The organism is Streptomyces sp. NPDC014882 (assembly GCF_043081325.1).
GTDB lineage: Bacteria > Actinomycetota > Actinomycetes > Streptomycetales > Streptomycetaceae > Streptomyces.
On record NZ_JBIBWL010000009.1, the window covers coordinates 136,797 to 163,116 of the forward strand.

The 26,320-nt window shown below is 75.1% G+C and carries 21 protein-coding genes and 1 pseudogene; 11 read left to right on the forward strand and 11 right to left on the reverse strand.

Features of this window, described 5'->3' with window-relative positions; translation table 11 throughout:
• Positions 1–106: 106 nt before the first annotated feature.
• Positions 107–291, forward strand: a pseudogene (locus ACF09K_RS21475) (RidA family protein); the annotation flags it as partial.
• A gap of 255 nt (positions 292–546) precedes the next feature.
• On the opposite strand, the gene mmuM reads toward ACF09K_RS21475, so the two are convergent.
• Positions 547–1,545, reverse strand: coding sequence for a homocysteine S-methyltransferase (gene mmuM, locus ACF09K_RS21480; RefSeq protein WP_392245741.1), 999 nt, complete (start codon positions 1,543–1,545; stop codon positions 547–549).
• Positions 1,546–1,674: 129 nt separating this feature from the next.
• Here mmuM and ACF09K_RS21485 point away from each other — a divergent pair, with 129 nt between their 5' ends.
• A complete protein-coding gene (locus ACF09K_RS21485; protein WP_392245743.1) occupies positions 1,675–3,126 on the forward strand; it encodes an APC family permease in 1,452 nt (483 codons plus the stop codon).
• Positions 3,127–3,177: 51 nt separating this feature from the next.
• On the opposite strand, the gene ACF09K_RS21490 is transcribed toward ACF09K_RS21485, so the two are convergent.
• Positions 3,178–4,860, reverse strand: coding sequence for a rhamnogalacturonan lyase B N-terminal domain-containing protein (locus ACF09K_RS21490; protein WP_392245745.1), 1,683 nt, complete (start codon positions 4,858–4,860; stop codon positions 3,178–3,180).
• A 191-nt stretch (positions 4,861–5,051) separates the two neighbouring features.
• On the opposite strand from ACF09K_RS21490, the gene ACF09K_RS21495 reads away from it, so the two are divergent.
• Entirely contained in the window at positions 5,052–6,101 is a 1,050-nt protein-coding gene (locus tag ACF09K_RS21495) for a rhamnogalacturonan acetylesterase (protein WP_392245746.1), read from the forward strand.
• A gap of 245 nt (positions 6,102–6,346) precedes the next feature.
• Complete coding sequence (locus tag ACF09K_RS21500) at positions 6,347–6,715, forward strand: VOC family protein (protein WP_392245748.1); 369 nt, start codon at positions 6,347–6,349, stop codon at positions 6,713–6,715.
• A gap of 107 nt (positions 6,716–6,822) precedes the next feature.
• Here ACF09K_RS21500 and ACF09K_RS21505 read toward each other — a convergent pair whose 3' ends face one another.
• Both ACF09K_RS21505 and ACF09K_RS21510 read right to left on the reverse strand, forming a co-directional pair.
• Complete coding sequence (locus ACF09K_RS21505; RefSeq protein ID WP_392245749.1) at positions 6,823–7,395, reverse strand: TetR/AcrR family transcriptional regulator; 573 nt, start codon at positions 7,393–7,395, stop codon at positions 6,823–6,825.
• A 218-nt stretch (positions 7,396–7,613) separates the two neighbouring features.
• Positions 7,614–8,960 (reverse strand): jacalin-like lectin, encoded by a 1,347-nt coding sequence (locus ACF09K_RS21510; protein ID WP_392245751.1) that lies wholly within the window; start codon positions 8,958–8,960, stop codon positions 7,614–7,616.
• Between the two features lie 249 nt (positions 8,961–9,209).
• Here ACF09K_RS21510 and ACF09K_RS21515 point away from each other — a divergent pair, with 249 nt between their 5' ends.
• Complete coding sequence (locus tag ACF09K_RS21515) at positions 9,210–10,934, forward strand: PHP domain-containing protein (RefSeq protein WP_392245753.1); 1,725 nt, start codon at positions 9,210–9,212, stop codon at positions 10,932–10,934.
• Positions 10,931–11,473: a hypothetical protein gene (locus ACF09K_RS21520; protein ID WP_392245755.1), complete on the forward strand. Its 543-nt coding sequence runs from the start codon at positions 10,931–10,933 to the stop codon at positions 11,471–11,473. Before ACF09K_RS21515 ends, ACF09K_RS21520 begins: the two co-directional genes overlap by 4 nt.
• A gap of 2 nt (positions 11,474–11,475) precedes the next feature.
• On the opposite strand, the gene ACF09K_RS21525 is transcribed toward ACF09K_RS21520, so the two are convergent.
• Positions 11,476–11,967 carry a hypothetical protein gene (locus ACF09K_RS21525; protein ID WP_392245756.1) on the reverse strand — a complete coding sequence of 164 codons (492 nt, stop codon included), beginning with the start codon at positions 11,965–11,967 and terminating at the stop codon, positions 11,476–11,478.
• 143 nt (positions 11,968–12,110) lie between these two features.
• Positions 12,111–13,355 (reverse strand): FAD-binding protein, encoded by a 1,245-nt coding sequence (locus ACF09K_RS21530; RefSeq protein WP_392245758.1) that lies wholly within the window; start codon positions 13,353–13,355, stop codon positions 12,111–12,113.
• Positions 13,356–13,500: 145 nt separating this feature from the next.
• Between ACF09K_RS21530 and ACF09K_RS21535 the strand changes: the two genes are divergently transcribed.
• Positions 13,501–14,841, forward strand: a complete 1,341-nt coding sequence (locus ACF09K_RS21535; RefSeq protein WP_392245759.1) for a radical SAM protein — start codon at positions 13,501–13,503, stop codon at positions 14,839–14,841.
• A 370-nt stretch (positions 14,842–15,211) separates the two neighbouring features.
• Positions 15,212–16,693, forward strand: coding sequence for a cellulose binding domain-containing protein (locus ACF09K_RS21540; protein WP_392245761.1), 1,482 nt, complete (start codon positions 15,212–15,214; stop codon positions 16,691–16,693).
• An 86-nt stretch (positions 16,694–16,779) separates the two neighbouring features.
• On the opposite strand, the gene ACF09K_RS21545 is transcribed toward ACF09K_RS21540, so the two are convergent.
• From ACF09K_RS21545 to ACF09K_RS21560, 4 genes are all read right to left on the reverse strand, one after another.
• Complete coding sequence (locus ACF09K_RS21545; protein WP_392245763.1) at positions 16,780–18,462, reverse strand: alkaline phosphatase D family protein; 1,683 nt, start codon at positions 18,460–18,462, stop codon at positions 16,780–16,782.
• Between the two features lie 298 nt (positions 18,463–18,760).
• Complete coding sequence (locus ACF09K_RS21550) at positions 18,761–19,687, reverse strand: anti-sigma factor RsbA family regulatory protein (RefSeq protein ID WP_392245764.1); 927 nt, start codon at positions 19,685–19,687, stop codon at positions 18,761–18,763.
• The gene (locus tag ACF09K_RS21555) at positions 19,684–20,037 is read right to left on the reverse strand and encodes an STAS domain-containing protein (RefSeq protein ID WP_392245766.1); all 354 of its coding nucleotides are present in this window, start codon (positions 20,035–20,037) and stop codon (positions 19,684–19,686) included. The genes ACF09K_RS21550 and ACF09K_RS21555 overlap by 4 nt, the downstream gene beginning before the upstream one ends.
• 300 nt (positions 20,038–20,337) lie before the next feature.
• Positions 20,338–20,550 carry a DUF4287 domain-containing protein gene (locus ACF09K_RS21560; RefSeq protein WP_392245767.1) on the reverse strand — a complete coding sequence of 71 codons (213 nt, stop codon included), beginning with the start codon at positions 20,548–20,550 and terminating at the stop codon, positions 20,338–20,340.
• A gap of 468 nt (positions 20,551–21,018) precedes the next feature.
• Here ACF09K_RS21560 and rsgA point away from each other — a divergent pair, with 468 nt between their 5' ends.
• On the forward strand, positions 21,019–22,119 hold the full coding sequence (rsgA, locus tag ACF09K_RS21565; protein ID WP_392245768.1) for a ribosome small subunit-dependent GTPase A: 1,101 nt from the start codon (positions 21,019–21,021) through the stop codon (positions 22,117–22,119).
• A 376-nt stretch (positions 22,120–22,495) separates the two neighbouring features.
• The gene (locus ACF09K_RS21570; RefSeq protein WP_392246001.1) at positions 22,496–23,881 is read left to right on the forward strand and encodes a bifunctional transcriptional activator/DNA repair enzyme AdaA; all 1,386 of its coding nucleotides are present in this window, start codon (positions 22,496–22,498) and stop codon (positions 23,879–23,881) included.
• A gap of 46 nt (positions 23,882–23,927) precedes the next feature.
• On the opposite strand, the gene ACF09K_RS21575 is transcribed toward ACF09K_RS21570, so the two are convergent.
• The gene (locus tag ACF09K_RS21575) at positions 23,928–24,419 is read right to left on the reverse strand and encodes a DUF456 domain-containing protein (RefSeq protein ID WP_392245770.1); all 492 of its coding nucleotides are present in this window, start codon (positions 24,417–24,419) and stop codon (positions 23,928–23,930) included.
• A 218-nt stretch (positions 24,420–24,637) separates the two neighbouring features.
• Here ACF09K_RS21575 and ACF09K_RS21580 point away from each other — a divergent pair, with 218 nt between their 5' ends.
• Entirely contained in the window at positions 24,638–26,287 is a 1,650-nt protein-coding gene (locus tag ACF09K_RS21580; protein WP_392245772.1) for a protein phosphatase 2C domain-containing protein, read from the forward strand.
• The last annotated feature ends 33 nt before the right edge of the window (positions 26,288–26,320 follow it).

The following is a 26,320-nucleotide window of genomic DNA, read 5'->3' on the forward strand; positions in this document are numbered from 1 at the left end:
CGACGGCTCGCAGAAAGCGCTTGCTATCCTAGGTCCGCCTCGGCGTGGCGTGAAGACGTGGGCACCGGTCGTGAGGTGAGGGCGGGTGTCGCGGCGAGAGGGGCGCCTCGCGAAGCTCACCGTCCACGTCGTCGACTGGACCCCGGCAAGATGCCCCTGTTCCTGGAGGGGGCCGCCCGGGCGTCCGCGAAACCGGGCGTCACACCGGTGCCGCCGGGCACCCTGCCCGGCGTCGCGGCACTGGACGTGCCCGAGCACCTGGTCGAGATCGAGGCCGTGGCCGTCCTCGACTGGACCCCGCCCTCGGCCGGACGTCTTTCGTGGCGGGGGTGGACGTCCCCGGACCGGGCAGCGCCGGTCCGGCCGCCCCTGAGCCGGCCGCTCCCGGTCCGGCCGCTCCCGGCCCCTCGTGCCCAGCCGCCCTCACGCCCAGTCGCCCTCACGTCCGGCCGCCCCGCGCCCGCTCGGCACCGCTCGGCGGACGCACCCGGCCGAGCCTCCGCACCACGGTCATGGCTGCGCGCCACGGTCACGGCTGCGGGCCGGTCACGCCCTGGTCAGGGTCCGCGCGATCGACGCGACCGCGTCCGGGCCCACCCGGCAGCAGCCGCCGATCAGCCGGGCGCCCGAGTCCCGCCAGGCGAGGACCTGCTCGGGGGCGAACGTGGAGCGGCCGCTCCAGGCGCGGGCCCCGGCGTCCCAGGCCTCGCCGCTGTTGGGGTAGACGACGACCGGCTTGCCCGTCACCCGCGCCGCCGTCGCCACGGCATCCTCGACGTCCTCGGGGGCGCAGCAGTTCACACCGACCGCGATCACCTCGTCCGCCTCCGCGGCCGGGGCGAACGCCTCCTCCAGCGGCTGCCCGGCGCGGGTGCGGCCGCCCGCGACGCTGTACGACAGCCAGGCCGGCACGCCCAGTCCGCGCACCGCCCGCAGCAGCGCCTCGGCCTCCTCCGCGTCCGGCACGGTCTCCAGCGCCAGCACGTCCGGCCCGGCGGCCGCCAGCACCTCGAGCCGGGGCCGGTGGAACCGCTCCAGCTCGTCCACCGTCAACCCGTAACGGCCCCGGTACTCGGACCCGTCCGCGAGCATCGCCCCGTACGGCCCCACCGACGCCGCCACCCACAACGGCCGGCGAACGCCCCCGCTCCGGGCCCGCCGGGCCGCCTCCCGCGCCAGTTCCACGCTCAGCGCGAGCAGCCGGGCCGCCTCCTCGCGGTCGATCCCGCGCTTCGCGAAGCCCTCGAAGGTCGCCTGGTAGCTGGAAGTGATGGCCACGTCCGCGCCCGCCTCGAAGTAGGCGAGGTGCGCCCCGGTGACGGCCTCGGGCCGCTCGGCGAGCAGCCGCGCCGACCACAGCTCGTCGCTCAGGTCGTGCCCGGCGGACTCCAGCTGGTTGGACATGCCGCCGTCGAGGACCACGGTCCCGGCGGCGAGCGCCGCGGCGAGGTCGGGCCGGCGCGGACCGGAAGCCTGTGCCGAGGAGTCGTGGGCCGAGCCGGCGTGCGCGGAGGGACCGGGCGGGGGAGGGGTGTCGCTGGTCATGCCCCGACGCTAGTCGAAGCAGGAACGGACGAGCCGAGGCCGTCCATCAGGTGAGCAGGCCGCCCACGATGTGGGACGCCGGGCTACGATCACGCACTCCCCGCCCCACCGCACCCGTACGGACCCGCCATGACTTCCCCCGACACCACCGACACCACCGAGGCCACCGGCCCCGGACCGGACACCGGCCCCGCACCAGACACCGGCACCGGCACCGGCCTCAGCCCCGCACCGGCACCCGCTCCCCGCCGTCGCCGCTTCGGCCTCCCCGCCGCCACCGCCCTCGTCATGGGCAACATCATCGGCGGCGGTGTCTTCGTGCTGCCCGCGGCGGTCGCCCCGTACGGCACGGTCAGCCTGCTCGCCCTGGTCGTCCTCTCCGTGGCCGCGCTCCTCCTCGCCCTCCTCTTCGGCAGGCTGGCCCGCCGCAGCCCCGTCACCGGCGGCCTGTACGTGTACCCGCGCGACGCGTTCGGCCCCTTCGCCGGCTTCCTGTCCGCCTGGTCGTACTGGACGATGTGCTGGGTCAGCATCGCCGCGCTGGCCGTCGCCGTCGTCGGCTACGTCGACGTGCTGGTACCGCTGCACGGCAGTCACGCCCTCGAAGTGCTCGTCGCGCTGGCCGCGCTGTGGCTGCCGGCCGCCGCCAACTTCGCCGGCACCCGCTGGGTGGGCACGGTACAGATCGTGTCGACCGTCCTGAAGTTCGTCCCGCTGCTGGTGGTCGCCACGGTCGGCCTGTTCTTCGTCGACACCGACAACTTCGGGCCGTTCAACGCTTCCGGGGACAGCGTCCCGGGCGCGCTCGCCGCCTCCGCCGCCCTCCTGCTCTACAGCTTCCTCGGTGTGGAGTCGGCGGCCGTCAGCGCGGGCGAGGTCGACGACCCCGAACGCACCGTCGGCCGGGCGGGCGTCCTCGGCACGCTGGGATCCGCGCTCGTCTACCTGCTGGGCACGGTCGCCGTGTTCGGCCTGGTCCCGCACGAGCGGCTCGTCGACTCCGGAGCGCCCTTCGCCGACGCCGTGAACGCGATCACGGGCGGCAGTTGGGGCGGCACCGTCATCTCCCTGGTCGCCGTCGCCTCCATCGTCGGCTGCCTCAACGGCTGGATCCTGCTGGCCGCGCAGATGCCGTACGCCGCCGCCCGCGACGGACTCTTCCCGCGGCCGTTCGCCCGCGTCGGCAAGGGCGGGGTGCCCGGTTTCGGCGTGTGGGCCGTGGCCGTCCTCGGCATGGTGCTCATCGGCCTCAACTACACGGCGGGCCCCGACACCACGTTCCGCGTGCTGGTCCTCATCACCACGTTCACCGGCTGCGTCCCGTACCTGCTGTCGGCCGCGGCCCAGCTGTACTGGCTGGCCCGCGGCACCCGCGAACGCGTCCGTCCCGCGGGTCTGGCCCGTGACCTGGTCGTGGCCGCGCTCTCCTTCGCCTTCTCCTTCTGGCTGATCGCGGGGGCGGGTTACGCCGCCGTCTACCAGGGCGTGCTGTTCCTCTTCGCGGGCATCCCGGTGTACGTGTGGCTGCGCGGCCGCCGGGAGACGCCGGAGCCGACCGCGCCGACCGCGCCGACGGGGTGACCGCAGGCCCCCCAGCAGTGGACGCACGCCACCTGACGTCTTTTCAGGAGATCAGGCCAGGAGGTCGATCGCGTCGAAGGCGGTCCCCGCGCTGAGGAAGCCGGTCGTCCCCGAACCGCTCACCACGTTGATCCTCAGCACGTTGTACTGGCCGGTGTCGGTCCGCCAGGCGCTCGCCGGGACGCTGTAGGTGAAGGTGTGGTTGTTGCCCCGGTAGGAACCGTTGGTCAGCGACCGCGTGTTCGGCTGGGCCGGCGGGGAGGGGACGGCCGAGGTCCAGGTGTCGTTGACGACGACCTGCGGGCGGCCGTTGGCGTAGGCCGTCGTCACGCCGATCCGCAGGGTGTGCGCGGCGGCCGCCTGGGCCGCGGTGAGCCGGAAGTACACCAGCAGGCCGCTGTTGACGTCCTTCCAGACGTAGCAGGGGAAGGCGGAGGTCTCGCTGCCGCTGCCGATCACCACGTTGCCGGTCCAGGCGGCGGCCCGGACGTCGGAGGGGTGCGCGTACGTCATGAGGTCGGCGTTCTTGAAGCCGGCGGGCGTGCCGGTCCACTCGTTGATGCGCCAGACGGCGCTCGCGTTGCCCGGGTCGTTCGTGGCCGGGATCGCGATCGTGTTGAGGGCGGTCGTCGCCCCGGCGGACACGGTCACCTGCGTGCCGTACACCGCCAGCTCGCTCTTGTACACGGTCAGCGTGTACGTCCCGGGCAGCACCCCGCCGATCGAGTAGTAGCCGTCCGAGGACCGCGCCGGACCCCAGTACTGGGCCGCGGAATTGGCCAGCCCCACCGTGTACGGGTACGCCGTGTTCCGCCCGGTGATGCCGACGCCCGCGACCCGGCCCCGGCCGCTCGCGCCGACGTACCCGGCGATGCCCAGCGAGTCCGCCCAGGGCGTGGTCAGCGTGCCCGGGAACAGCGCCGGCGAGGGGGCGCCGCCGTCCGTGAACGCGATGACGTACGGCCCCTGGAGGCCGAAGCGCTGCTCCTCGGTCTGGTTCTGGCCGTAGTACAGGATCTCGTACAGGCCGCCGCCGTCCGCGCTCTGGTGGCGCAGCAGGGAGCGGTAGAAGGGGCCGCCGGAGGCCTTCTCGTGGTTGCTGCGCACGATCCACAGGCCGACGCCCCCGGTCGTCCAGCCGATGTGGGTGTAGTCCGTCACCCGCAGCCTCGAGTAGTGCTTCGAGCGGGTCTGGCCGTCGGACTTCGCGAACACGTCCGAGGCCTCGACGGTGCGGGTGGTGTACGTGGAGGAGTCGGGCTCGTCGTTGAGGAACAGGCCCTTCCTCACGCGCAGGATGTAACGGGTCGCCGAGACGGACGCGTCGGCCTTGTTCGTCCACAGGTAGACGTTGTTCTCGCCGCTGCGGGCCGCGTAGTAGTGCTTCAGCGTGCCGTACGCGACGGAGATCAGGATCGTCGCACCGGACTGCTTCACCGACACGCCGGAGGCGCCGAGGCCGGACTCGACGTGCGAGTTCATGCCGCCGTAGCCCTGGTACTCCACGCCGCGGTGGACGAGCGAGGTCAGGTCGCCGTTGGACTTGGCGACCTTGAAGACGAGGCCCGCGCCGGTGTCGACGACGTAGTGCGAGCCGTCGTCGCTCCAGCCGAAGGCCGCGGCGGACGCGGGAGCGGCGAGGGGGCCGGCGAGCGCGGCGGTGCCGGCGGCGGCCGCGGTGCCGAGGACGAAGGTGCGGCGGCGGACCGGCCGATGGCTGTCGGATCCGGACATGGGGGTGCCTCCTCCGGGAGGTGTGGGGGTGCGGGTGACTGGCCAGCGTGGCAGTTGAATCGATTTCGCGAAAGGCCTTTCACGTTCCGCGAGTTGGTGATCCGGCTGAATGGGCCCGACATCTAGAAAGCGCTTGCCGGAGGCGGTACGGTCCTCCGCCAGGTCCTGTTGCCGCGACCGAGGAGCCGCAAGTGAGACGTTTCACCACCGCCGTGCCGGCCGCGCTGGCCCTGGCCGCCGCCCTGACGGCCGTACCCGCCGCCCGGGCCGACGACGGCGCGGGCCCGCCGCCCGGCATCGCCGGCTGCACCGCCACCGCCTGCCACTTCGACGTACCGCCCGGCACCTACGACGTGAGGGTCCTCCTCGGCGGCGAGACCGCGTCGAGCACCGCCGTCGGCGGCGAGACCCGGCGCGCCCTGCTCCCCGAGACCGCCGTCGCGGCGGGCGAGCGCGTCGCGCGCGGCTTCACCGTGGACGTCCGCACCCCCGAGGGCGAACCGACCGGTGCCGAGGGGACCCCCGGCCTGGACCTCGTCCTCGGCGGCTCGGCCCCCGCCCTCGCCGGCATCCGCGTCACCCCCGCCCGGCACTCCCGCCAGGTCCTCCTCGTCGGCGACTCCACCGTCTGCGACCAGCCGGGCGACCCGTACTCCGGCTGGGGCCAGCGACTGCCGCAGTACCTGCGCAGGGGCGTCTCCGTCGCCAACCACGCCGATTCCGGCGAGAGCACGGTCAGCTATCTGGGGGACCCGCGGCTGTGGGCCACCGTCCGGCCGCGGATCCACCGCGGCGACCTGGTGCTGATCCAGCTGGCCCACAACGACAAGACGACCGACGGGGCCACCTACCGGGCGAACCTGGAGACCCTGGTCGCCGGCGTCCGCGCGCGGGGCGGCGAGCCGGTCCTCGTCACCCCGGTCGTGCGCCGCTGGTTCAACGCCGACGGCACGCTGGACAACGGGACGGCCCTGCTGGTCAACGGACTCGGCGTCGACCACCCCGCCGTCGTCCGCTCGGTCGCCGCGGCGCACGGCGTCCCGCTGATCGACCTCACGGCGAAGACCAAGGCCCTGGTGGAGTCCCTGGGCGTGGAGAGGTCCAAGGCCCTGTACCTCTACGACGAGAAACGGGACAACACCCACACCTCGGTGCACGGCGCCACCGTCTACGCCGGCCTGGTCCGTGACGAACTCCTCGCCCTGCGCCTGGTGCCGGCGGGCCTCGTGCGGCTGGGATAGGTCCCTGGGGGCGCCCCGACCGGAACCGGGACGCCCCCAGGCCCGCCGCCCCGCGGACGGCGGACCACGACCGCCGGCACCGCGACCGTCACTGTCACCGGCACTGTCACCGGCACTGTCACCGGCACCGGCCCCGGCACCGGCCCCGGCACCGGCCCCGGCACCGGCACCGGCACCTGCTCCCGCTCGTCCGCCTGTCCGTTCGCCCGTTGCCCCGCGGGGGGTGGTTGCACGAGACTCCCGGCATGACTTCCAAGATCCGTCACGTGACGATCGACAGCGCGGACGCGCACGGTCTGGCGACGTTCTGGTCCGCGGTCCTCGGCGAACCCCTCCACGAGGACGACCGTCCCGGCGACGAGGAGGCGCTCATCGAGGGCGCCGGCCTGCTCTTCGTGACGGTTCCCGAGCGCAAGACCGTCAAGAACCGCGTCCACCTCGACCTCCAGCCGCAGGACCGCACCCGCGACGAGGAGGTCGACCGCCTGCTCGCCCTCGGCGCCACCCTGGTCGCCGACCACCGCCGGCCGGACGGCACCGGGTGGGCGCTCCTCGCCGACCTGGAGGGCAACGAGTTCTGCGTGGAGCGGAGCGCGGCGGAACGGGCGGGCTGAGGCGCGCCGGCCCGACGGCGTGCGCCGCGCGGAACGCCGTTCTCCGGCTCCTCGGCTCCCCGGCTGCCCCGCTCGGCGGGTCCTTGCCCGCCGCCCGAGGACGCCGGTCACCCGCCGGTGGGCCAGTGCGTCAGGGCCGCGTGCAGGGCCTCGACCGCCTTGTCCCACGAGCGCTGGACGTCGCGGGGCGCCCCGAAGCCGCCGCCCGCCTCCAGGGTGCAGTAGCCGTGGAAGGTGCTCCGCAGCAGGCGTACGGCGTCGGTGAGGTCGGGTTCCTCGAGGCCGTACGCGCGGAGCATGCCGTAGGTGATGTCGGCGGTGCGGCGGAACGCCGGGGCCTCGGCGACCAGGGTCTGGTCCATGGGGATCTGGGTGGCGGCGTACCGTCCCGGATGCCGCAGCGCGTACGCGCGGTAGGCGCCGGCGAAGGCCGCGAGGGCCTCCTTGCCGGAGCGGCCCGCGACGGCCGGGGCGATCCGGTCGATCAGTTCGGCGCCCGCGTACAGCGCGAGGCGGGTCCGCAGGTCCTGGATGTTCCGGACGTGCGAGTACAGGCTCGCGTCCTTGACGCCGAAGCGGCGGGCCAGCGCGGAGAGGGTGACGTTGTCGAACCCGGCCTCGTCGGCGAGGTCGGCGGCGGCCGTGACCAGAAGGTCCGCGGTGAGGCCGGCTCGGGGCATGGGGGACGCCTTGTTCGTCGGGTGCCTGGTGGGTCGGAGAGGATCCTAAGGGCTGCCCCGGCGGCACCCCCTCCTCGCCCACGCCCGCGACCGTCCTCGCCCGCGACCGTCCTCGCCCGTGACCGGGCCCGGCCGCGACCGGCCCCGCCCGCGACCGTCCTGGGCCGCGACCACGACCGCTCACGGCCGCGCCGGATGCCGGAGCCGCGCCGGCGGCCTCAGCCGACCGGCGCGTACACCACCCCCAGTTTGTCGACCTCGGTCCCGGCGCGGCCCGTGAAGCCGACGATCTGCCGGCCGGGCGGGGCGGTGAAGGTCCTCGCGTCGGCGGTCGCCGTACCGGCCGACAGGGTGCGGCCCTTGTCGGTCGTGAAGGACGCCGAGAAGACGCGCGTACGGCCGTCCTTCTGACCCCGCGTCAGCTCGACGGACGTGAGGTGCTCGCCCGCCGCCAGGGTCAGGGAGACGGCCGTGCCGCCGGTGCCCCCGTGGGTGAGGACCGTGCCGCCGTCGTGGGCCAGGGAGACGGCGTCCAGGCGGGAGCCGCCGCGCAGCGTGAGGGTGCGGGGGGCCGGGACGGCCGGCAGGTCGTCCGCGTCGGTGAACGCCGTGCCGTGGGGGCCGCCGAAGAAGTCGCTCGCCCGCAGGCCCGCGGCGAGGGTGTAGGAGAAGTCCACCGTGTGGGGGAAGTGGTCGGAGAGGTTGCCGCCGGCGGAGTCCAGGAAGGACGCCCACGCGTTCCGGTACCGGGTGGCGTCGAGCGACAGGAGCCTGCTGCCGCGGTAGAGGACCTTGTCGACCACCTCGCAGTCGTCCGTCGGCGCCGTCGTCGGGCACAGCAGCGCGTCCGCGCCCGAGGCCGGCGGCGTACCGCCCCTGACCAGCTCCACCCAGGGGTCGGTGAGCCCGTTCTCGGCGACGAGGGTGCGGATGTTGTCCTGGGCCCGGGTGTAGCGGGTGTTGGTGTCGCCCATCACGATCACCGCGTTGCCGGACGAGTTCACCCGGACGAAGTCCGACAGCTGCTCGATGTTGGCGCGTCGCGCGGCCATCGCGTCGTCCGTGGAGTCGGCGTTGGTGTGCACGTTGTACAGGTCGAGGAAAACGCCTTCCGCGAGTCGCACCCGGGCCAGCGAGAAGCCCTTCGGCGTGAGGCAGTTGGTGCCGGTGCAGGCGTTCCACCTCACCCGCTCGAAGTCCTCGAAGGGGTGGTCGGAGAGGGTGTTGAGGCCGTCCCCGAAGGGCACGCCGCCGCTCGTCGCGGTCCGGTGGGGGTGGTCGTCGCCCGCGTACAGCGCCGCGTGGTGGTTGAAGTCCTCCTGGACGTTGACGATGTCGTACGCCCCCAGCCGCGGCGAGATCAGCGGGGTGTTGGTCGCCGGCCGGCCCGAACTCAGGCCCTCGGGCAGGCCCGCCACGTTGTAGGTGAGCACGGTGAACGAACCGGTGGTGGCCGCCGCGGGCGCGCCGGAGGCGGCGGCCGCGGCGGGCGCCGCGTCCGTGGCCGCGAGGCCGGTGAGGGTGAGCGCGGCGGCCGCGAGGGCGCCGAGGAGTCGTCGTCTCATGATGTGGATGTCTCCCGGTGGGGGCGGGCTGCTGGGAAGGTGGACGCTGCTCGGGTTCGGCGTCAACCAGTCTGATGCGAAAGGGCAGTTGAGGGAACAGCGGGAGACGGGGACGAGCCGCCGTGTGCGGGTCGGCCACCGCTCACCCCCAGGTCGTTCAAAATTCACGTTTCGCCCTGATCCTCCTCACGCGGCGCGCACGCGCCGCGGCAGGCAGCCGCGGAAGGCAGCGGCAACCGGGAGGGCACCATGGGACACGGCCACGGACACGCGCACGGCCACCACCATCACGGACACGAGCACCACGACCACGAGGCGGCCACCGCGCTGCCCGCCGCCTTCGACACCGCCGTGCCCGACGAGGCCCTCAGCCCCGAGCAGCGGTCCCGCCGGTCGCTGCTGCGCCGCGCCGGCCTCCTCGGCGCCGGTATCGCCGCCGGAAGCGTCCTCGGCCAGACGGCCGCCGCGACGCCGGCCGCCGCCCCGGCGGCCCGTGCCGCCGGCGGCCGCCGCTCCACGGGCTTCCTCTGGCTGGCCGGCGACCACCACATCCACACCCAGTACAGCAGCGACGGCAAGTACCGCGTCGTCGACCAGGTCCGCCAGGGCGCCCGGCACGGCATGGACTGGCTGGTCATCACCGACCACGGCAGCACCACGCACGCCAGGATCGGCGTCGAGAAGGTCAACCCGGACATCAGGGAGGCCCGGGCCGCGCACGAGGACACCCTCGTCTTCCAGGGCCTGGAATGGAACATCCCGGGCGCCGAACACGGCACCGTCTTCGTCCACCCCGGGCGCAACGAGGTCTCCGTCCTGAAGCAGTTCGAGACCGACTACGACGGCAGCGTCAAGGGTGCCTCCGACTCGACGCCCGCCAACGAGGCCCTCGCCGTCGCCGGACTCGCCTTCCTCGGCGAGCAGGTCCGCCGCCGCAAGGTCAAGGACGCGCTGATGCTCGCCAACCACCCGGCGCGGCGCGGCGTCGACTCCCCGCACGAGATCCGCGCCTGGCGCGACGCGACGCCCGCGGGCCGCCAGATCGCCGTCGGCTTCGAGGGCGCCCCCGGCCACCAGGCCGCCGGCCTGCCCGCCCCGCTCGGCATGGGCCGCGCCCGCGGCATCTACGACAACAACCCCGGTGCGAACTCCTTCCCCGGCTACCCGCTGGAGAGCTACCGCACCTGGGGCGGCTTCGACTGGATGACGGCCACCGTCGGCGGACTGTGGGACAGCCTCCTCGCCGAGGGCAAGCCCTGGTGGATCACCGCCAACTCCGACTCCCACCAGGTCTACGCCGACACCGCCGTGCGCGGCCCCGGCGGCGACTTCGCCACCGAGGGCCGCTACCGGGACCCGGTCTACGGCGGCCGGATCGACATCACCCAGGGCGACTACTGGCCCGGCCAGTACAGCCGCACCCACGTCGGCTCCGACGGCTTCTCCTACGCCGCCGTCATGGACGGCATCCGCGCCGGACGCGTCTGGGTCGACCACGGGCAGCTCGTCGACGGGCTCGACGTGCGCGTGGCCGGCGGCGGCCGCTGGGCCACCCTCGGCGGCGCCCTGCACGTGAAGAAGGGCACGTCGGTGAAGCTGACGGTCGACGTGGCGCTCGCCGCCGGCGCCAACTGGGCGGGCTTCGTGCCCGAGCTGGCCCGCGTGGACGTCATCCAGGGCGACGTCACGGGCCCGGTCGCCGACAAGGACACCTTCACCGCGCCGACCGCCAAGGTCGTCCGCACCTACGAGGTCGACAGGACGGCCGGGACGGTACGGCTCACCTACGACCTGGGACGGGTGGACCGGCCGGTGTACGTCCGGCTGCGCGGCTCGGACGGCAACCGCAGCGCCGTCGGCGCGATGGGCGCGGCCGTCGACCCGGCGGGCCCGGCCATCGACGTCGTCGGTGACGCCGACCCGTGGGCCGACCTCTGGTTCTACACCAACCCGGTCTGGGTCCTGCCGTCGTGACAGCGCCCCACCGCGAGCCGTCGCCCCGCACGCCGTACGCCCTGACGGTGGACGCCGGTTCGCGCGACCTGCGTGCCGCCGACCACCTGCTCCGCACCCTCGCGGCGGAACTCGGACTCGCGGAAGGGGTGTTCGGCTGCACCCACCTCCTGCGGGGCGAGCGGCCGCGGGTCGCCGTCTCCCTCGCACCGGAGACGGCGGTGGAGCGGGACGACCTGCGGGCGCGGCTGGCGGCCCGGGGCTACGAGGCGGCCGAGGGCGTCCCGGACCCCGTGGGCCGCGCGGTGCTGTACCGCGGGGCGGACCGGCTGCGCGGCACGACGACGGTCGGGGAGCTGCTGTCCGGGTCCGCGATCGACCGCGTCACGGTCCTGGGCGCCCCGGACGAACCGGCCCCGTCGGCAAGGCTGGTGACGAACGATCACGTCCGCCCGCAGTGGCGGGACGGCGAGCTGGTGCTCACCGCGATGCCCGCCGCGGGCGGCACCCTGGTCCCCTTCGAGGTGCCCGAACCGACGCCCTGCTGCGCGGACCACTGAGGTCAGCGCGGCTCGCGGCGGCCCCGGCGCGGTCGGCGCGGCGCGTCCAGCCCGCCGACCGCCGCCCGCACGTGCGCGGGGCCCCCGGGAGCGCTGCCGCCCGCACACCGCCACACCGCACGGCCGTCCTCCTGGCCCGCGTGCATCCCGAGGCCGTGCTCGTCGCAGACCGGCCAGACCTGCCACAGGCACTCCAGCACGGTCTCCTGCGCGGCCTCGGCGACCTCGGCGAGCGCGGTGCCGGGATCGGACGCGGAGCCGTGCCAGAGGTGGTCGCCGTGCCGGCGGCCGTCGGGCAGGGCGACGTACACGTGCTCGCGCCCCGCCCCCTCCTCGGCCTCCTCCTCGTCCCAGGACGGCAGGGCCACCAGCCGCAGGGGACCCCGGCCGGGGAGCAGCGCGTCCAGGTCCCGGCCGACGAGCGCCAAGGCCTCCTCCCACAGCGGGTACTCGCCGGGCCGGACGGAGCGGGGACTGTCGTGAGAGCCGTTCATGCAGGTCATCGTGCCGCATACCGACGCCGGTGTGCCGCACGGCGGTGTGCCGACGCCGACGCGGCGTCACGGCACGGCGTGCGCCGGGGCTCGGCAAGGGCTTGGGAAAGGGTCCGTACGAAGGCGCGGCCGGGCGCGGCGGCTCACGGGCCGAGGACGTCCCGCACGAAGGCGTTGGTGAACGTCCCGGCCGGATCCAGTTCCCGGACCAGCGCCCGGAAGTCGTCGATCCGCGGATACCGCCCGCGCACCGCGGCGGCGGGCGTCTCGTACACCTTGCCCCAGTGCGGCCGGGGCCCGAACGGCTCCAGAACGGCCTCCAGCTCCCGCACCACCGGCAGCACGGCGGCCGTGTCGTCGATCCAGGTGAAGTGCACGGCGACGGAGTCCCGCCCGTGGGCCGGGCTCAGCCACTGCTCGTCGGCGGCGACGGTACGCACCTCGCAGACCTGCAGCACGGGGGCGACCGTGTCCCGGACGCCGTCGATCGCGCGCAGGACGCCGGCGGCGTGCTCCCGCGGCAGCAGGTACTCGCTCTGCAGCTCGTTCCCGCTGCTCGGCGTGAACTCCGCGCGGAAGTGCGGCAGCCGCTCGTGCCACGGCCCCGGCACCCCGAACTGCTCCGTGCAGTTGACCGCGGGCATCCCCGGCACCGGATGCAGCGCCTCGGCGGCCGGCGCCGCCCACGGGAAGGCGGCCAGGGGCTGGTCGGTGCGCCGCTTGAGCCACACCTGCCGGAACCCGGGCGCCCGCCAGTCGGTGAACAGGCTCACGCTGTACGCCGCCGCCGCGACGGCCTCGAAGTCCAGTCCGTCCAGGGGGAGTTCGGTGAACAGGTGCTGCTCGACCTCGAAGGCCGGCTCCAGGTCCAGGGTGAGCGCGGTGACGACACCGAGGGCGCCCAGCGAGGTGACGGCCCCGCCGAACCGCTCGTCCCCCCGTCCGATCACGACCGTCGACCCGTCCGCCGTGACGATCTCCACCTCCCGCACCGGCGCCGCCAGGGGACCGTTGCCCACTCCCGAACCGTGGGTGCCGGTCGCCACCGAGCCGGCCACCGAGATGTGCGGCAGCGAGGCCATGTTCGGCAGCGCCAGCCCGTGCGCGTGCACCCGCCGGGCCAGCTCGGCGTACCGCACCCCGCCGCCGACCCGCACCGTCCGCGCCGACGGGTCCACCTCGACCTCCGCGGGCAGCGCGTCCAGGGACAGCAGCACCCCCTCCGGGCCCGGCTCGGCGATCGCGTTGAAGGAGTGCCCGCTGCCCAGCACCCGCACCCGCCCGCTCGCCGCGACGAGCGAGCGCAGCGCGTCGAGCGAGGCGGGGCGGTGCAGCTCCCCGGCGGTGTACGTGATGTTGCCCGCCCAGTTGGTCACGGTCTCGGCCATGCGGATCGCCCTCCCGAGGAGATCGAGAACCAGGAATTCCCAGGTGGAACCTACCGTGCCCGCAACACGAGGCCCCCCGCCCCCACCCCCGCGCGAGCGGGGGCATACCGTGAGGAGTCGTACGCCTGAACCGGGAGGAGAGACGATGGGCAGCCGTACCGCGCTGGTCGAGGATCTGATGGAGCGGTTTCCGCACGTGCCGCGGGAGGCCGTCCTCAAGGAGGACCTGCTGCGCGGAGGCGTGGCCTTCGACCCCTCCGCGCTCAGCGACAACGAGGGCGGTGAGGTCAAGCCGAAGTCGTACTTCATCTTCTCCTTCGACCACGGCACCCTCCCCGAGCTGGGCGAGGCCGCGCTGCGCCGCCCGCCGGAGGAGATCATCCTCACCGGCGGCCCCTACGACCTGCGGCGCACCGTCGTCTCGGTCCGGGTGAACCCCGCCTCGCCCTACCGGGTGGCGGCCGGCGAGGACGGGATGCTCGGTCTCTACCTCGACGGGAAGCGGATCTCGGACGTCGGCGTGCCGCCCATGCCCGAGTACTACCGGCACAAGCTCTCCAACGGGAAGTCCGTCATGGAGGTCGCCCCCACCATCCAGTGGGGCTACCTGATCTACCTGACCGTCTTCCGGGTCTGCCAGTACTTCGGCGCCAAGGAGGAGTGCCAGTACTGCGACATCAACCACAACTGGCGCCAGCACAAGGCGGCCGGGCGGCCGTACACCGGTGTCAAGGACGTCGAGGAGGTGCTGGAGGCCCTCGAGATCATCGACCGGTACGACACCGCCAAGGCCTCCACCGCCTACACGCTCACCGGCGGCGCGATCACCAAGACGGTCTCCGGGCGCGACGAGGCCGACTTCTACGGCCACTACGCCAAGGCCATCGAGGAACGCTTCCCGGGCCGCTGGATCGGCAAGGTCGTCGCCCAGGCCCTCCCGCGCGACGACGTGCAGCGCTTCAAGGACCACGGCGTGCAGATCTACCACCCCAACTACGAGGTGTGGGACGAGTACCTGTTCAAGATGTACTGCCCCGGCAAGGAGCGCTACGTCGGCCGCGACGAGTGGCACAAGCGCATCCTCGACTCGGCGGAGATCTTCGGGGCGCGCAACGTCATCCCCAACTTCGTGGCGGGCGTGGAGATGGCCGAGCCCTTCGGCTTCAAGACGGTCGACGAGGCCATCGCCTCCACCACCGAGGGCCTGCGCTTCTTCATGTCGCACGGCATCACGCCCCGGTTCACCACCTGGTGCCCGGAGCCCACGACCCCGCTCGGCAAGGCCAACCCGCAGGGCGCGCCGCTGGAGTACCACATCCGCCTGCTCCAGGCGTACCGGGCCACGATGGACGAGTTCGGCCTGGCCTCGCCCCCCGGGTACGGGGAGCCCGGCCCCGGACGCGCCGTCTTCTCCGTGAGCTCCTTCATGGACAGCCTGCCGGCGAACGAGCCCTCGGCCACGGAGGGCGAACCCTCGACGGTCTGACCACCCGCGCTCACGCCCGGGTGCGGGTGCGGGTCCGAGCCCGAGCCCCGGTGCGGGTCCGAGCCCGGATGCGGGTCCGGGTCCACGTCCGCGCCCGCGTCCGGGCCCCGACCGGAGCCGATGCCGTGGGGGACGCCGCGGCCGTCGCGGACCCGGGGAGCACCCCCGCACCGGGCCGCGGGGCGGTCCGCGCCCGTGCCGGAGGCCCCGGAGGCCCCGGCCGGAGGGCGCGGTCGCCCTGTCATGACATCTGAACAGCGCGCTTGTCAGTTGTGCGCAACTCGTGAAAAGCTCTGGCACTGCCGCGAGGTTCCCCCCAACTCCATTGCCGACATGTTGAGTTGACCTCGCTTGTGGATGCAGGAGACTCATGCCCGACCTGCCGACCCCCAAGGACGCCGCCGAGGCCGCTCTCTTCTCGGAGTGCTGGGACGCCGTTCTGTCGTACGCCGACCTGTGCACCTCCGGGTCGACCGCGGCCAACCACCTGGCCCGCGAGGCGTTCGCGCTCGGCATACGCGAGGCCCGCGCGGCCGAGGACGGCGTCCGGCACGCGGCCGGCCGCCGCGCGTCCCGGCTGCCCCGGATCCCCCTGCTGCTGACCGCCGTACGCACCACGGCGGCCGCCTGGGAGGCCCGGGGGCAGGGCCACCGGCTCGATCCCGACCTGCGACTGTGGCTGAACTCCGACAAAGCCGCCCGGTACACCGGACCGCCCCTGCGCCGGCCCATCGCGCTGCGCGGGCTGCGCGACATGCAGGAGCCGGACGCCGCGCTGCTGTGGCTGGCGGAGGTGGAGGCGCTGCCGCCGCGCGCCGTCGCCCGCAGGCAGGGGCTGGACCCGGCCGCCGCGATGGAGGAGCTGAACCAGGTACGGGGCCTGTTCCGGGACCGCTGCCACCGCAACCATCTCGACACGCCGATGGACGCCGAGTGCCGCAGCTACGTCCGCCTCCTGGACGCCGTGACCCGCTCGCCCGTCGCCGAGACGCCGGAGGACCTCTCCCGGCACCTCGCCACCTGCGTGGAGTGCGCGGAGGCCGCGGCCTGCCTGCGGCTGCACGGCGGCGGGCTGCCGGCGGCGCTGGCCCAGGGCGTCATCGGCTGGGGCGGGCTCGCCTACCTGGAGCGCCGCCGCCGCGCCGCGGAGGTGCGGATGAGCGCCGGCGGTCCGCCCGCGCCCGACCCGGACGGCGCGTGGGGCGACCCGGCCGCCGACAAGGCCCGCACCCTGCGCAACGGCCTGCTCGTCGCCGCCGTCCTCGTCTCCGCGCTGGCCCTCGCCGCCTCGCTGATGCCGTTCGGCGAGAGCGACGACTCCGCCGCGCGGGGCGGCCTCCCCGCCGGCAGCACGCCGGTGGCCGGCCCCGGCAACCCGTCCGGGCCGACCGTCGTGCCCGGCACCTCCTCCTCGTCGACCGGTACGGGCACCGGTGCCGGATCCGGTGCGCCGAAGCCGTCCGCGGACGGTACGCCGTCGACGACGAACCGGGCCGATCCGGAACCCCAGGGCACCTCGTCGCCCACCGCGGGCACGGCCGCCTGCGAGGTGGCCTACGACCTGGTCAACCAGTGGCCCGACGGCTTCCAGGCCACCGTCACCGTGACCACCGCCGAGCCGCTCGACTCCTGGCGGGTCGCCTGGTCCTTCCGGGACGGCCAGCGCGTCGACCAGATGTGGGACGCGAGCGTCGCGCAGGACGGCGCGCGGGTCACCGCCACCGCCGCCGACTACAACAGGGAGGTCCCGGCGGACGGCACCCTCTCCTTCGGCTTCCTCGCCTCCTGGCAGCACAAGAACACCGCACCGTACGGCTTCAGCCTCAACGGCGCCGCCTGCGCCCTGTCCTGATCCGACGCCGGGCCCCGACGCCGGCCCTTGACGCCGGTCCCCGACACCGGACCGGTCGCCGGACCGGACCGGTGCCAGGCCGGGCGTCAGACCGGTGTCAGGCCCGGGTTGCCCGCCTCCGTGACGAAGGACGCCGCCGTGGAGACCGGGGAGTCCGGCGTCGTCACGGCCGCCAGCGTGCGGAAGTCGGCGCGGGCCGCGTCCGGGGTCAGCCGTACCCGGACGTAGCCGCGCCGGCCGTCGTAGAAGCGCAGGTGCGGGTTGGCCGTCAGGTACGTCTGCCAGTTGGCGGGCCGCTCCGTGCCGTCCCTGCCGCTGGCGACGGACGTGGCGACGATCTCGGTGCCGACGGTCCTCGACGCCGGGTCGTCGAAGTCGGCCTTGATGTCGAAGGCGTAGCCCACGTGGACGTCGCCGGTCAGCACGAGCAGGTTGTCCACCCCGGCCTCCCGCGCCCCGGCGAGGATGCGGCCGCGGGAGGCGCGGTAGCCGTCCCAGGCGTCCATCGACATCTTCGCCCGCGCGTCGGTGGACAGCCTGCGCTGGGAGAAGCAGACCTGCTGCGGCATCACGTTCCACACCGCGCCGGACGCCCGCCAGCCGTCCAGCAGCCACTTCTCCTGGGCCGCGCCGGTCATGGTGCGCGCCGGATCGTCCGACTCGGGACCGGGCACGTGCTGGACGTCGCCGTAGGCCTGGTCGGAGCGGTACTGGCGGGTGTCGAGGACGTCGAACTGCGCGAGCGAGCCCCAGTGCAGGCGCCGGTACAGCGGCATGTCGGGTCCGACCGGGGCCCGGCGGGCGCGCAGCGGCTGGTGCTCCCAGTAGGCCCGGTAGGCGGCGGCCCGCCGCAGCAGGAACGCGGCCGGCGGGCTGCCGTGCTCGTCGACGGCGCCGGCGTAGTTGTTCTCGGTCTCGTGGTCGTCCCAGGCGACGACGAAGGGGTGCGCCGCGTGGGCGGCACGCAGGTCGGGGTCGCTCTTGTACAGGGCGTACCGCAGCCGGTACTCCTCCAGGGTGACGGTCTCCCGGTCGAACACCGCGGGCAGCACCCGGTCCCGGTAGGCGCGCGCGCCGCCGGCGGAGTCCACCGGGTACTCGTACAGGTAGTCCCCGAGGTGGAGGACCACGTCGAGGTCCTCCTGCGCGAGGTGCCGGTGCGCCGTGAAGTACCCGTCGTAGTAGGCCTGGCAGGACACGGCCGCGAAGGCGAGCGAGCCCGGGGCGGCGCCGAGGGCCGGCGCGGTGCGGGTCCGGCCGGTCTCACTGGTCCAGGCGCCCGTCCGGAACCGGTAGTGGTACGGCCGTCCCGCGTCCAGGCCGGTGACCTCGACGTGCAGGGTGTGGTTGTGCTCGGGCAGCGCGAGGGCGGTGCCGCGGCGCACCACCAGGCCGAAGCGCTCGTCCTGCGCCACCTCCCACTCCACGGCGACGCTCTGCCCGGCCAGCCCTCCGCCCGGCTCGTACGGCGCCGGAGCGATCCGGGTCCACAGGACCACGGAGTCGGGCAACGGGTCGCCGGAGGCCACGCCCAGGGTGAAGGGGTCCTCGGAGATCCTCGCCGGGTCGAGCCGGCGGGCGGCGGCCGCCCCCCGCGCGGGGGTGTGGGTGGCGAAGGCGAGGGCCGCCGCGGCGGCGGTCAGCGTCAGGAACCGGCGGCGGCCGAAGTGCCCTGCGGCGGCCTGCAGTTCGGGACCGTGGACGGCCGCGGACCGCCGGTGGGCGGCGGCGCCGGGGAGGGGGGTGCGGTGACGGCCGGTCGGACGCATGGGGGCTCGGCTCCCGTGAGGATCAGGGGGGCGTCTGCGGCCTCGGCGGCCGGAGCCCGCGGCGCGGGCCCCTAGATGCTAAGCGGACAATCTCCGCAATTCGGTTAGGCGTGACGTCTCTTCGGGAAGTCGGCCGTCCCGGGGCCGCCGGCCGTTTCCGCCGCGCCGGCCGCCCTTCGGGCCGTCGGCCGTCTCCAGGGGGTCCGCCGCGGGCGGGCCGCCTGTCCTGCACGGGCCTTCTGTCGTGGACGGGCCGGTGTCCGGGCCGTCCTGACCGGACGTCAGTGCGCGAGGGCCGCTACAGGCCGATGTAGAAGCGCACGGTCGTGCCGTCCGGTGCCGTGTGCAGGCGCACCAGGTCCGCCACGTAGTGCACCAGCATCAGGCCCCGGCCGCCGATCTGGCCGCGGGCCGGCGGCCTGCGGCCGGCGAGCGGGTCGGTCAGCCGTCCCCCGTCGCTGACCTCGCACACGACCTGGCCCGCCTCGGCCCAGATCCGCAGCGTGCCCTGCCCGCCGCCGTGGACGACGCTGTTGGTCGTCAGCTCCGCGACCGCCAGTTCCGTGTCCTGGAGCCGCTGCCCGCCCAGACCCAGCCGCGCGACCAGGCCGACGGCGAAGTGGCGTGCGTCGGGCAGTTCGGCGGAGCCGAAGGAGAAGGAGGCGGCGTCCGGCGAGGGCACGAGCACCTCGTTGTACCGATCCACCACGGACCGCCAGTCGTAGGCCTCGCTGGCCCGCTCACGGCCGTCGTCGATCAGCGTGGGGTGGGTGATCCGCGCGTCGGCGAGGACGTCCGCGTCCAGGCCGTTCGCGTCGTACGGGCACAGGATGGTCGCCGCCCGGCCCTCGAAGGACGCGTTGATCAGCGCCTCGTGCTGTGCGCACGCCGGGTACTCCACCGGGCTGCGGCCGGCCCAGACCGGCTCCCCGACGATCCGCACCCGCCCGTGCGGATGGGCGTCGGCGAACGCGCGCAGCACCCCCGGGATGATCCGTCCGGGGTTGCGGCCGGCGTCGGTCATGTCCAGGAGCAGGACGTCCTCGGCATCCGTACCGAGTCCGGCCCTGATCGGTTCCAGCCGGGGACCGGGCACGGCCACCGCCACCGGTTCGCCGAGGGCCAGACCCTCCCGGACGAAGGGCAGCATGTGGTCGGTGTAGTCCCGTTCCGAGCGGTAGAACAGCGCCGCGTGGAGGAACTTCCCGTCTGCTGCGGCCGTCATCGCGGCGCCACCTCGATCCCGTGCATGGACGGCCAGAACAACGCCAGCACGCGCGGCAGCTGCGGGGGCGGGCACTCCACGACGACCCGTCCGCCCGGCAGGTTCATCGCGGTGACGGCGAGCGCCGACACGCCGGCCACGTCGACGAAGCCCACGCGGGAGAGTTCCACGTAGGACACGTCGGCGTGCCGCCGGGCCAGGTCGGCCAGCGCTCCCTCCCAGGACCCGCGGGTGGCCGCGCCGATCTCGCCACTGACACGGATGCCGGCACGACCGGACAACGGGATCACCTCCAGCACGGAACCGCCGTGCGGGGGAGCGGCCTTCCCCTGGTCGCGCGTGCCATCCACACTCGGTCTCCTCCGCGGTCGCCGGCCCTCTGCTCGGATTGCTCGGATTGCTTGCGTGCCGGCGTGGACGGACGGAAGGCACCTTTCCGGCCACGCAGCCTACCGCCCGTGCGGTGGCGCGGGCGGAGGTGCCCCACCCGTACCATGCGGATGCCCCGGGAGCCGGGCGGTCATGCCTGTCCCGGACCCCGCCCCACCCGGGCGCCCCGCCCCACCCGGGCGCCCCGCCCCACCCGGGCGCCCCGCCCCGCCCGGGCGCCCCGGTCGTCCCGGCTGTTCCAGGTGGCCGGGGACGACGGTTCAGCTCCCCCCGGTCTCCGCGAGGGTGTGTGCCACGAGGGCGTTGGCGTGCCCGTGGCCGAGACCGTGCTCGGACTTGAGCCAGGCGACCAGCTCCATGTGCCGGGTCAGCGGCGAGGCGCGGATCAGCTCCTGCCACTCGGCGACCGGACGGCCGTACTTCTTCTCGATCGAGGGGAAATAGGCGGCGGGGCCTTTCACGGGAGCGCTCACGGCGATCACGTCCTTTCCTGTGGCGGAGTCCCGCGGGAGGCGGTCACTTCTCATGACAGCGGAAGGGCGCCGAAATGATCGGCCGGAGGGTGTGACGTGCGTCACCGCTCGGGTGCGTCCCCTGTCGTGAGCCGCGCACCGGGTCCCGGAAAACGAATGGCGTCCGGCACCGGCGCGCCCCTACCCTGACGGGGCCTCGTCCGGCGGCCACCGCCGGCGCCCGGACGACGCACACGACGCACGCGCGGACCGCGTGCACACGGATGACGTGCACGCGGATGACGTGCACGATCTGCACGACGCACGTGACACGGATCAGGAGGTGTGACCGATGACTGTCGCCGACACGGGTGCTGCTCGCAGCCACCAGACGCTCGTCCACCCCACCCCCGCGGTCTCCGGCTGACCACACGAGCCTCCGCGCGCCGCCGAGCGCGCCGCCGGGACCGCCCCTGTGAAGGGTCCGTCTTGAACCTCTCCACCTCCCCGGCCTCCTCCCACCCGCTCGTCCCCTACGGCTGGGACGACGGCTGGGCGGCCGAGTTCGCCGTACACGCCGAGCGCGGGCTGCTGCCCGGCCGGGTCGTCCGTGTCGACCGCGGGCAGTGCGACGTCGTCACCGGCGACGGCGTCGTCCGCGCGGACACCGCCTTCGTCACCCCGCACGACCCCCTGCGCGTGGTGTGCACCGGAGACTGGGTCGCCGTCGACGCCGACGGCAACCCGCGCTACGCACGGGCGTACCTGCCGCGCCGTACCGCCTTCGTGCGCTCCACCTCGTCCAAACGGTCCGAGGGGCAGATCCTCGCGGCCAACGTCGACCACGCGATCGTCGCCCTGTCGCTCGCCGTCGAACTCGACCTCGGGCGCGTCGAACGGTTCCTGGCGCTGGCCTGGGAATCGGGCGCCCAGCCCGTCGTCGTCCTCACCAAGGCCGACCTCGTCACCGACCCGGACACGCTCGCACATCTCGTCGAGGACGTCGTCAGGAGCGCGCCCGGCGTGCCCGTGCTCACCGCCAGCGCCCTGGCCGGGCACGGCGTCGGGGAACTCGCGGCGCTCCTCGGCCGGGGCACCTCCGTCCTGCTCGGCGCGTCCGGCGCGGGCAAGTCGACCCTCGCCAACGCGCTCGTCGGCGACGACGTCATGGACGTGCGGGCCACCCGCGACATGGACGGCAAGGGACGGCACACCACGACCACCCGCAACCTGCTGCCGCTGCCCGGCGGAGGCGTCCTCATCGACACGCCCGGACTGCGCGGCGTCGGGCTGTGGGACGCCGGTCACGGCGTCGGCCGGGTGTTCGCCGAGATCGAGGAGTTCGCCCGCGACTGCCGCTTCCAGGACTGCGCCCACGAGCGCGAGCCGGGCTGCGCGGTGCTCGCGGCCGTGGAGGACGGCGAGCTGCCGGTCCGGCGGCTGGACAGCTACCGCAAGCTCGTCCGCGAGAACCGGTGGATCGTCGCCAAGTCCGACGCCCGGATCCGCGGCGACCTCCGGCAGAGCTGGAAGCACAAGCAGGCCGCAGGACGGGCCGCCCGACGCGCCAAACGGGCGGGGAACCGCTGAGCGGACCCGCACCCGCCGGGCCGCCCGGCCACCGCACGGGAACGGCGGACGGGGACCGCGCCCGGCGGGCGGTGACGGGGTCCCCGCCCGCCGGGCGGCGGGGGCTCCCCCGTCCCCCCCTCACCCCGCCCTCTCGTCCGGACCCATCCGGCTCCCCGTCCGCCCCGGACCTGCCCGCGGCCGTCCCGGACCTGCCCGCGGCAGACCCGGATCCGCCCGCGGCCGGTCGGCCGCCCCGGACCCGCCGGCCCTCCCCGGGCCGTCCACCCCCGGACCGGCCGGCCCGGGGTGCTGGAGGGGGCCGGGGCGGGCCGTCACCGCCATGTCCGAATTCCGCTGGCGGCGCTCCTCGGGCGGGCGAAGACTGGGACCCGTGATGGACGAGGAGAGCAGGTACGAGGCGGTGCGCAGCCGGGACGCCCGGTTCGACGGCGCGTTCTGCTTCGCCGTCGAGACGACCGGCGTCTACTGCCGGCCCAGCTGCCCGGCCGTGCCGCCGAAACGGCACAACGTGCGGTTCTTCCCGACGGCCGCCGCCGCCCAGGGCTCGGGTTTCCGGGCCTGCCGGCGGTGCCGTCCGGACGCCGGCCCGGGTTCCGCCGAGTGGAACGTGCGCGCCGACGTCGTGGGCCGCGCCATGCGGCTCATCGGCGACGGGGTCGTCGACCGGGAGGGCGTCGCCGGACTCGCCGCGCGCCTCGGCTACAGCGCCCGCCAGGTGCAGCGCCAGCTCACCGCCGAACTCGGCGCGGGGCCCGTCGCCCTCGCCCGCGCGCAGCGCGCCCACACCGCCCAGGTCCTGCTCCGCACGACCGGCCTGCCGGTCACCGAGATCGCGTTCGCGTCCGGCTTCGCCAGCGTGCGCCAGTTCAACGACACGATCCGGGCCGTGTACGCCGCCACCCCGACCCAGCTGCGGGCCGCCGCCCCGCGGCAGGAGCGCACGGCCGCACCCGGAGCGGGGATCCCGCTGCGGCTCGCCCACCGGGGCCCGTACTGCGCGGGTCCGGTGTTCGACCTGCTCGAGGCGGAGGCCGTGCCCGGAGTCGAGGAGGTGAGCGGTCCGCCGGGCGGCCGGACCTACCGGCGGACCCTCCGGCTGCCGTACGGCACGGCCGTCGTCGCCGTCGGGGAACGGCCGGGCTCGGTGTCCGGTGCCGTCGTCCACCCCGGCGGCTGGCTCGACGCGCGCCTGCACCTCACCGACCCGCGCGACCTCACCACCGCCGTCCAGCGGCTGCGCCGGCTGTTCGACCTCGACGCCGACCCCTACGCCGTCGACGAGCGGCTCGCGGCGCACCCGCGGCTCGCCCCGCTCGTCGCCGCCCGGCCCGGACTGCGCGCGCCGGGCGCCGCCGACCCGGAGGAGTACGCGCTGCGGGCGCTGGCCGACCGCGCCGGGGCCGCGCACCTGGTCCGCGCCCACGGCAAGACCCTGGACGCGCCCAGCGGCGGTCTCACCCACCTCTTCCCCGAACCGGCCGCCCTCGCCGACACCGGCGGCCCCCTGGGCGCGCTCGCCACCGCCCTGGCCGACGGCACCGTACGGCTCGACGCCGGCGCCGACCGGGACGACGCCGAGGAAGCGCTGCTCGCGCTGCCCGGCCTGGACGGACGTACCGTGGCGGCGATCCGGGCCCGCGCCCTCGGCGACCCCGACGTCGCGCCGCCCGGCGCCGACGTCCCCGACAGCTGGCGCCCCTGGCGGACGTACGCCCTCCACCACCTGCGCGCGGCGGAGGAGCCCCGTCTCCTCCACTAGCGCCGACGGCGCGCTCGGCCCGCTCGGCCCGCTCGGCCCCCCGCCCCTACGGTCCCTGTCCCCATAGCACCGCTCCCAGCCACGCGCCCATGATCAGCAGGCAGGTGAAGAGTTCCACCAGGATGCTGGATCCGCCCGCCCGCATCACCGTGCGCAGGGAGGCACGGGCCGCGTCCGGGCGGCCGAGGCGGAGCCGCTCGGAGAGGTAGACGCCGCCCAGGAAACCCGGGATCGCACCGAGCACCGGTACCAGGAAGAAACCGAGGAGGGCCCCCGCTCCGGCGTATCCGGCCATCCGACGGGTGGCGCCGCTCGTCCTCAGGCGGCGCGGCGGCAGCGCCCAGCGCACCACCTGGGACAGGAACAGCGCGACCGTCGAGCCCACCAGCACCAGCCAGGAGACCGGCCGGGGGTCCTTCAGCGCCCACCACAGGACCGCCGCCCACACCAGCCACGATCCGGGCAGGCCGGGCACCAGCACTCCGCCCAGGCCGAGCAGGATCACCAGGCCGATCAGCAGGAGTTCCCACGCTCCCATCTGCCCAGCCTGCCGGAAGCGGGCAGAACGGGCAGGTCGAGAGGCGGGAGGGACGGAGGAGGGGAGCGGCTCTCCCGGGACGGGGAAGCACACGGCGCCCGCACGTCCCGCCGTTCGGTCCGCGCCCCGCCGTTCGCACGGTAGTCCACCGCGCCGGACCCGACGCGTTTTTCCCGATGCCCGGTCCCCCGAGGCCCCGCCGGTGGACAATCAGGGGCATGAGCCAGCAGGGGGGAAGTCCCACCGGTCACGAGGACGACTGGTGGGGCCAGTTGTACGACGACAGCACCGAGGACACCGGCCCCACGACCGGACCGGACTCGCTGGACGACAGGTTCGCGTCGGCGGCGGGGACGGTCCGCACCGGAGGTCCCGCCGGGGCGGCCCCCGGCGACGCCGCCCCGGCCGGCGTGCCGGGCGACGCGGGGCCGGGCGACGCGGGGCCGGGCGACGCGGGGCCGCGGGCCTCGGGCGCGGTGCCGGGGCCGCGCCGTGGACCGGGCGGGCAGGCCGACCGGTGGGCGGGGGAGCCGACGGGCGGGCCGCCCCCGTCGGCCGGCGCGGCCGACCCCCCTGCCGGGCCGACGACGTTCCTGCCCGGGCCCCTGCCCGCCGGCTTCGACGAACGGAGCCCCCGGGCGCACGCCCCGGCCGGCCGTACGTCCCCGGAGGCGGCGCACGCCGCCCCGGCCCCGGACCCCGCGCCCCCCGCACGGACGACGGCCGCCGACCGCGCCCCGACCCCGCCGGAAGCACCCCCGGCCCCACCCGCCCCGCCGGCCGGACGGGCCGGGCCCTTCCCGCCGGACCCGCCCCGGCCGCCGGACCCGCCCCGGTCCGCCGGCGCACCCCCGGCACCCCCGCCCCCCGAGGTCCCGCCGCCCCCGCCGCAGGGGCCGCCGCCGGCCGAGCCGTACCTCGGGTCCGGGCCGCCCACCTACGACGCCGAGCCGACCGCGCTGCCGGCCGCCGACCCGGACTCGCTGGACGACCTGGTCGCGGACACCGTGCTGGACGGCGCCCGGTACGGCACCTGCACGCTGCGGGCCGCGTCCGTGCGCGGGGACTCCGCGCGGTTCCGGGGCGAGCCGCGCCGGGACGCGCTGCTCACCGCCCGTTTCGGCAGCGGCGACCAGGCGCTGGTCCTGGTCGCGATGGCCACCGGCGCCCGTGCCGTGCCGGGCACGCACCGGGCGGCCGCCGAGCTGTGCCGGTTGATCGGGCGGGCCGTGGGCCGCAGCCACGCCCGGCTCGCCGAGGACATACGGGCCGCCCGGAGACAGGACCTGAAGTCGGGGCTGCACCGGCTCACCGACCGCAGCCTGGGACGGCTGCGGTCCGGCGCCGCCGAACAGAACCTGGCACCCGACGAGTACGCGGCGGACCTGCGCTGCCTGCTGCTGCCCGCCGACCCCGCGTGCCGGGTCCGGGTCTTCTTCGGCGTCGGCCCCGGCGGACTGTTCCGCCTCCGGGACGGCGCGTGGCAGGACATCGAGCCGCCGGCCGGTGAGATCGCCGGCGCACCGGTCGTAGGCTTCGGAGCGCCGCCCGCCGGGGCCCCCGAGGGCGGCCGGCCCACCAGGGACCTCGGTGTCCCGGCCCCGCCGCGACCGTACGAGCCGGCCCCCGGGCCGCCGCGCGAACCCTTCCGGTTCCGGGCCTCACTCGCCCGCCCGGGCGACACCCTCCTGATGTGCTCCGACGGACTCGCCGAACCGCTGCGCGGCGAGCCCCGGCTCCCCGCCCACCTCGCCCGGCGATGGTCCGAGCCCACCCCGCCGGGCCTCGCCGGATTCCTCGCCGACGTCCGGATCAGGGTCAAGGGGTACGCGGACGACCGTACGGCCGCCGCCGTGTGGGAGGCGTGACCCGGCCGGCTGTGGATTGATGGGAACCGGAGG